The organism is Deinococcota bacterium (assembly GCA_030858465.1).
Taxonomy (GTDB): Bacteria; Deinococcota; Deinococci; order Deinococcales; family Trueperaceae; genus JALZLY01.
Genome location: JALZLY010000285.1, coordinates 1 through 5437 on the forward strand (window position 1 = coordinate 1; position 5437 = coordinate 5437).

Here is a 5437-nt window from a genome sequence, read left to right on the forward strand (position 1 = left end):
GGAAAGACCGGCAATCAACATTCTGGCACAGAGGGGATTCCCTGGGGACCTACCTGTCTTTCTACCCAGTGTGTTTATACCAGATGCCAGCTGTGTTTCCAAGCGCCGCTTTTGCGTTTGGAAAAGGCTCGTGCGCGCGTACCTCAGACGTCCTCGGTGGATGGTGCTTCGGAAGGCACTTGCTGTGGGTGGTGTGGGACAGCTCGAGCCCGTAGGCGATGAGGCTGCCGGGACGACGCCTCCCGTGACGATGCCGACGATGAGGTCGACTTCGAGAAGAGCGTGCTCTTAATTCGCTGCGCGGTGATAAGTAAGCCCAGCACGACCTTCTGGCCAGGAGGCATCGCAGGTGTCATGAGGAGCTTTCTGTAGCGACGCGGTAGAGGTGCTCGCCGGCATTCTCGACGAGCAGGAGGCCCTCGTCTTCCCGGTCCCTCCAAGCTTGCGGGTCTATCTCCCGGTGGTCGCGGTAGCCGAGGTTGACGGCGCGGCAGGTCTCCTCGTCAATGCTCGTCGCCAGCGTCACCCGGATGCGTGCTATCTCGATGCCGTTCTCGAAGGAGCCCGCGCCCTTGACGTGCGTGGAGTGCGCCAGGATGGTCCAGGGAAAAGCCCCATACTTCTCCCACTGCTTCACGAAGTAGTCGCGCACGTGGTAGCCGATCTGCTCGATGAGGCGCCCGTGGGTGACGCTGATCTTCCTGATGTGCGGGGCGTAGATGATCACCTCGCCGCCGTCTTCGACCACCGGTTCGGTTTTGTAGGTCGCCTTGGCGGCGGTCCACAGGTCATCGTACTTTGTAGACGCCATCGACAAGACCTGCTTGAAGGGTTTTGGCTTGTAGACGATATTGAGCTTCGCCGACAGATCGGCGGCTGCTTCCCAGGCCTCGAGGTAATCGCCTATGTAGAGGCCGTGAAGGTCCTTGCCCTTCATGACCATCTTGAGGCAGGTGAGGGGCTTTTGCGACGTCACGAACTCGGCTGCCCGGTGCAGCACCCGCCGTACCGCCGTGTCCTTTACCCCGATGGTGTCGTAGGAGGTGGCGAGCGCCCCGGTCCAGTGGGAAGAGTCGATGATCTCCCTGCCGGAGATGCCGGGAAAGAGGTACTTGGCGCCGCCCGAGAAGCCCGCTACCTCGTGGGGGAAGACCGGGCCGGCGATCACGAGGTGGTCGTAAGCGAAGATCATGCGGTTGATGGTCACGGCCGTCTCGCGGCTGACGAGGCCGCCCGTCAGTTCGGCCATTTCTCCGCTCGAGATGGTTCCCACCGGCACGAGCGTCTCCGGCAGGCCCCAATCGTGGTTGTAGACCGCTGTCTTGGGATAACGCGTTGCCCGTTCCTCTTTGGACACCCCGACGAGCCCCTCGATAGCCGCTTCGCTCATGGGCTGGTGGGTGCCCAGGGCGATGAGATAGTCGAGCCGCGCCACGCTGGACCCTAGCAGCTCGTAGAGCAGCCTGAACACGAGCGGGATGGGGGCGGTGCGGGTGCCGTCGGGGATGATCACCAGCACGCGCTTGCCCGCCAGGTCGGCCTCCGCAAAGGCTGACTCCAGCAGCTCCCGAACGTCGGCTTCGCTCAGCGTGGCGGTCTCGAGTCCTTTGGATATGACCATAGCTCTCCCCTACACACCACTGAAGGCCGAGAAGCCGCCGTCGACGGGCACCACCACGCCCGTCACGAAGCGCGAGGCGTCCGAGGAGAGCCACACGACTGTTCCCACGAGCTCGCCCGGTTCACCGAAGCGGCCCATCGGCGTGTGGTCGATAATCTGCTGACCGCGGGCGGTGAGCGACCCGTCGTCGTTCAAGAGCAGGTCGCGGTTCTGATCGCCCACGAAAAAACCCGGCGCGACGGCGTTCACCCGCAGCCCCGGCCCGTACTTCTGCGCGAGCTCCACCGCCAGCCACCTCGTGAAGTTGTCGATCGCCGCCTTGGCGGCGCTGTAACCGACCACGCGGGTGAGCGGCCTCTGCGCGGCCATCGAGGAGATGTTGACGATCGCGCCCTCTCCCTTTTGCGTCATCGCCACGCCAAAGACCTGTGAGGACAGGACCGTGCCCGTGAGGTTGAGCTCGAGCACCCCGTCCAGCGCCTCCTTGGGCAGGTCGAAAAAGCTGCGTTCGCCAAAGGCGGTCGCCTCGGGCATGTTCCCGCCGGCGGCGTTGACGAGCACGTCGAGACGGCCCCAGCTCCGCAGGACGCGCTCCCGCGCGGCCTCGAGCTCCCGTCGCTCGAGCACGTCGGCGGGGACGGGCAGTGCCTCGCCGCCCCCACCGCGTATGGCCTCGGCCACGTCCCGGGCGACCTCTTCGCGCCTGCCCAGAATAGCCACCCTCGCGCCGGCACGGGCCAGCCCCCGCGCGATAGCGCCGCCCAGCACGCCCGTGCCGCCCGTTACCACCGCGACCTTGCCGCTCAGGTCGAAAAGCTTCATGCGCTCATCATAACTTCCTCGCGAACGGCGCCAGGTGCTTGACGAAGTGTTGCCTTACGGTGTCGTAATGGGCTTCCTCATGGGCCTTGAGAACCCCCATCAGTTCAGGCTTGAAAGCGTCGAGCGCCGAGCCGAAGGTCACGTGCAGGACCTGTCTGCTGTCGTTGTGATCGAGCAGGCCGACAAGCTCCGCTTCGCCGAGGGCGGCAAAATCAGGAACACTCTGCAGGTCGGCCGAGATGTGGTAACTGGCGCGGTCCTGCTCGAACTGCGCTTTGGCCAAGGCGCCTATCTTGCGAAGGAGGTCGGGCTCGAGGCGGGCGATGACCCGCAGGGCCTCGAGGTAACTCGTTCCTGCCGTCTTGAGGTGGACCATCCCCTTGGTGAGTTCATGGATGATCGGGTAGACGCTGAATTTGTCCGAACCGGAGTGAAGGCTCAGCTTGTAAGGCCCCAAGGCCCTGGCCAGGGCGGCGTGACCCGCGAGGTCTTCACGCAACGCGTCGTGATCCCCGAGGTAGTCGATCCCCTTCTCGAAGCGGCCGACGTAACGAGGCGCGAGGCTGACGAAGCGCACGCCGAGGCGCCTGAGCTCGAGCGCGACGACGGCGTGCTCGGCGTGCGAGGTCGGGGTCTGCGTCTCATCGACCGAGACCTCGAGCTCGAAAGGGACACCCTTCGCCCCTAGGTGACGGTACATCCGTGCGACATGGGCGACCGCGCGGCCGTACTTGGCCGCGGCGCGCAACACCGCTTCGCGCTCGAGAACAAGGCCCTTGGTCTCCAGCTCGACGGTCGTGCCTATGTAATGCCCCTCGAGTTCCTGCCGGGAGCTCTCGAGCTCCGGCCAGGGCAGCGCGTCCACCTTCTCCTCGACAGCGCTGGGGCTGGCGCCGTGCGCCTCGTCGTCCACGTGCTCGCCGGGGTCGATGGTGAAGAAGGTGAAGCCAGCGTTTGCGCAGCGGTCGATGTCTTCGAACGTTTTCAGGTGGTCGGCGTCGGCGCCCACGGGCCCTCTCCAGCCGGCCTCGAAGGCGCCCCAGGTGGCGTCGCGCATGACGTCCTCGGGCGACCTTTGCGTCCGCGTCATCTCGCGGATGGACTGCTGCGCGAAGATGGGCGCGATTCCTCCTCCGACCTCCCCGAACGCGGCGACGTGCCCCGGCGTAGCGAGACCAAGTCGGTCGCCACATCCCGCCGAGGTCACGAAGCCCAGCGGTTGGGGCTCGAGCCAGGGGAGCGCCCGGCGGAGCGCGCGCGCGTTCGCGTCGTTCGTAGCGCACCGTTTCAGGCTATGACCGTCGCTATGAGTTTCGGCCTCACCGCTGAAGTTGAGCTGCGCCTCGTCCGCCGCAAGCACCATCAAGCACTTACCGTCTCCGTCGCGCTCGAGCCAGAAGGAGGCACCGCCTTGCTCGGTGAGTGAGGTCCGGTAGACACCGGCACGGCCCCTCAGGGTAGCCAGCGAGATGGGAGGAGACTCAGGCATCGTGCAACCACAGGTGATCGGGATCCTCGAAGAGTACCAGCTCGCGCTGCTCGCCTGCCAACACCCAGAAGTAATACAGGCTGTAACTGGGCGCCGCGCCGACGGGGTGAAAGCCTCGCGAGATGAGGGCCGCGTCGCCGTCTCTGACGGTGTAGGCCTCGTTCAGGCTGCCGTCCTTGGCGTCACCGTCGTCTCTGCTGACGAGGGGGCTGAGGCCGGGTCGTCTTGCCTTTTGGATGCGCATGGGACTCCTCTCCAGGATGCGCTGGTCTCCAGGGTGCGCTGGTCTCCAGGGTGCGCTGGTCTCTAGGGTGCGCTGGCGCGTACCACCAGCTCCGGTTTGATCAGCCTCTCGTGGGGTGCGGCTCCTTCCTCCATGCGCCCGAGCAGCATGCGCACCGCTTGCACGCCCAAATCGTACTTGTCGACGCGCAAGGTGGTCAGGGAGGGAGAGACGAGGCTCGCCAGGCGGATGTCGTCACAGCCGATCACGGCGAGGTCGCCGGGCACATGGACCCCTAGTTCGGCGCAAGCCTGCAGCGTCCCGATGGCGACGAGGTCGTTGTAGCAGACGAGCGCGGAGAGGTCGGGTCGCCGCTCGAGCAGGCGCTTCGCCGCCTCGGTTCCGCCTCCCTCGTCCGGCGTGCAGGCTTTGATCAGGGCAGGATCGATCCTGCCCCCGGTGGTTTCAAGCGCATTGGTGTAACCCTGCAGGCGCCTCTTGCCGCTGTAGGAGTCGCTTGGGCCGGCGAGCAAGCCTATGGTGCCGTGGCCTCTCGCCAGTAGGTGATGAACGGCGCGCATGGCCCCGTGAGCATCGTCGATCTCGAGCGTTCCCGCCACTCCGGAAGGGGCGCTGCGGTTGATCAACACGGCGGCTCCGTGCCGCTTGATCAGCGGCAGGAGAGCCTCGTCCGCTAGGCGGGCGCTGCAGAGCACAACGCCGTCGACGCGGTTGTCCTCGAGCCGCTCGAGGGCCGCCGCTTCTCGCTGGTGGTCTTCGACGGTGTTGCAGAGGACGATGGTGTAGCCCGCTTGCCAGGCGGTGTCCTCGGCGCCCCTGACGATCTCCGGGAAGAACGGGTTGGTGATATCGGGGATAACGAGGCCGATGGTCTGAGTGCGTCTGGTGGCGAGGCCGCGCGCGACCGCGCTGGGACGGTAGCCAAGCCGGTCGATTTCTCGCTGCACGCGGTCACGGGTGGACTGGCTGATCTCTCCTTTGCGGTTGAGCACCCGGGAGACCGTCATCGTCGACACCCCTGCTTCCTTGGCGACATCTGCGATGGTTATTTTGGGCACCTTGTCTCTCCACATGATGTTAGCGATTACGTTAACGGTATGAGCACTATAGCGATTAGTTAGAGCGTGTCGCATAAAAGAAGATGGATGAACCCTATGATGGTGACTTCCCAAAGATAAAAGGGAGCTTGCGAACCCAGCAATTCGAAATGAAGCTAGAAAGCGTGTCAGGACGCATTCAAAGCCGAAGCATTTGAAGAGGC

Annotated in this window: 5 protein-coding genes; all 5 read right to left on the reverse strand. The window is 64.8% G+C overall.

The features are described 5' to 3' along the window. Window positions 1–352: 352 nt before the first annotated feature. The 5 genes from M3498_14285 to M3498_14305 all read right to left on the reverse strand — a co-directional run bounded on the left by M3498_14285 (window position 353) and on the right by M3498_14305 (window position 5234). The gene (locus tag M3498_14285; GenBank protein MDQ3460446.1) at window positions 353–1621 is read right to left on the reverse strand and encodes a lactate racemase domain-containing protein; all 1269 of its coding nucleotides are present in this window, start codon (window positions 1619–1621) and stop codon (window positions 353–355) included. 9 nt (window positions 1622–1630) lie between these two features. Beyond that, complete coding sequence (locus M3498_14290) at window positions 1631–2443, reverse strand: SDR family oxidoreductase (protein MDQ3460447.1); 813 nt, start codon at window positions 2441–2443, stop codon at window positions 1631–1633. 7 nt (window positions 2444–2450) lie between these two features. Next, entirely contained in the window at window positions 2451–3932 is a 1482-nt protein-coding gene (locus M3498_14295) for a tagaturonate epimerase family protein (GenBank protein MDQ3460448.1), read from the reverse strand. Beyond that, a complete protein-coding gene (locus M3498_14300) occupies window positions 3925–4176 on the reverse strand; it encodes a 5-deoxy-glucuronate isomerase (protein MDQ3460449.1) in 252 nt (83 codons plus the stop codon). The genes M3498_14295 and M3498_14300 overlap by 8 nt, the downstream gene beginning before the upstream one ends. A 62-nt stretch (window positions 4177–4238) precedes the next feature. Further along, window positions 4239–5234: a LacI family transcriptional regulator gene (locus M3498_14305; protein ID MDQ3460450.1), complete on the reverse strand. Its 996-nt coding sequence runs from the start codon at window positions 5232–5234 to the stop codon at window positions 4239–4241. Between the last annotated feature and the right edge of the window lie 203 nt (window positions 5235–5437).